1 pseudogene is annotated in these 262 nt (G+C 65.3%); it reads right to left on the bottom strand.

Going from position 1 to position 262, the window contains the following annotated elements:
• Positions 1 to 262 (bottom strand): annotated as a pseudogene (locus tag DUT91_RS26475) (IS5/IS1182 family transposase); the annotation flags it as partial.

The raw sequence follows: 262 nt of genomic DNA, 5'->3' as shown, positions 1-262 counted from the left end.
CGTCGAGCACGAGACGTGCGCCCTTGTGGTCGCTCATCTGGCCTTCCGGCAAGAGCAGGATGATCGGCCGGCCGTCACCGTCGCAAACGGTGTGGAGCTTCGAGTTCAGCCCGCCTTTTGTTCGCCCGATACGACGGGAAACATCCCTTTTTGAGCAGGCTCGCCGCGGTGCGGTGGGCCTTCAGGTGCGTGGCGTCGATCATGATGCGCCCGGGCTTTGGCCCTTCGCCGGCGAGCCCGGCGAAGATGCGGTCGAAAACGC

The organism is Paramesorhizobium salinisoli, assembly GCF_003335045.1.
Lineage (GTDB): Bacteria > Pseudomonadota > Alphaproteobacteria > Rhizobiales > Rhizobiaceae > Paramesorhizobium > Paramesorhizobium salinisoli.
This window is presented reverse-complemented; position numbering and strand designations above follow the sequence as displayed.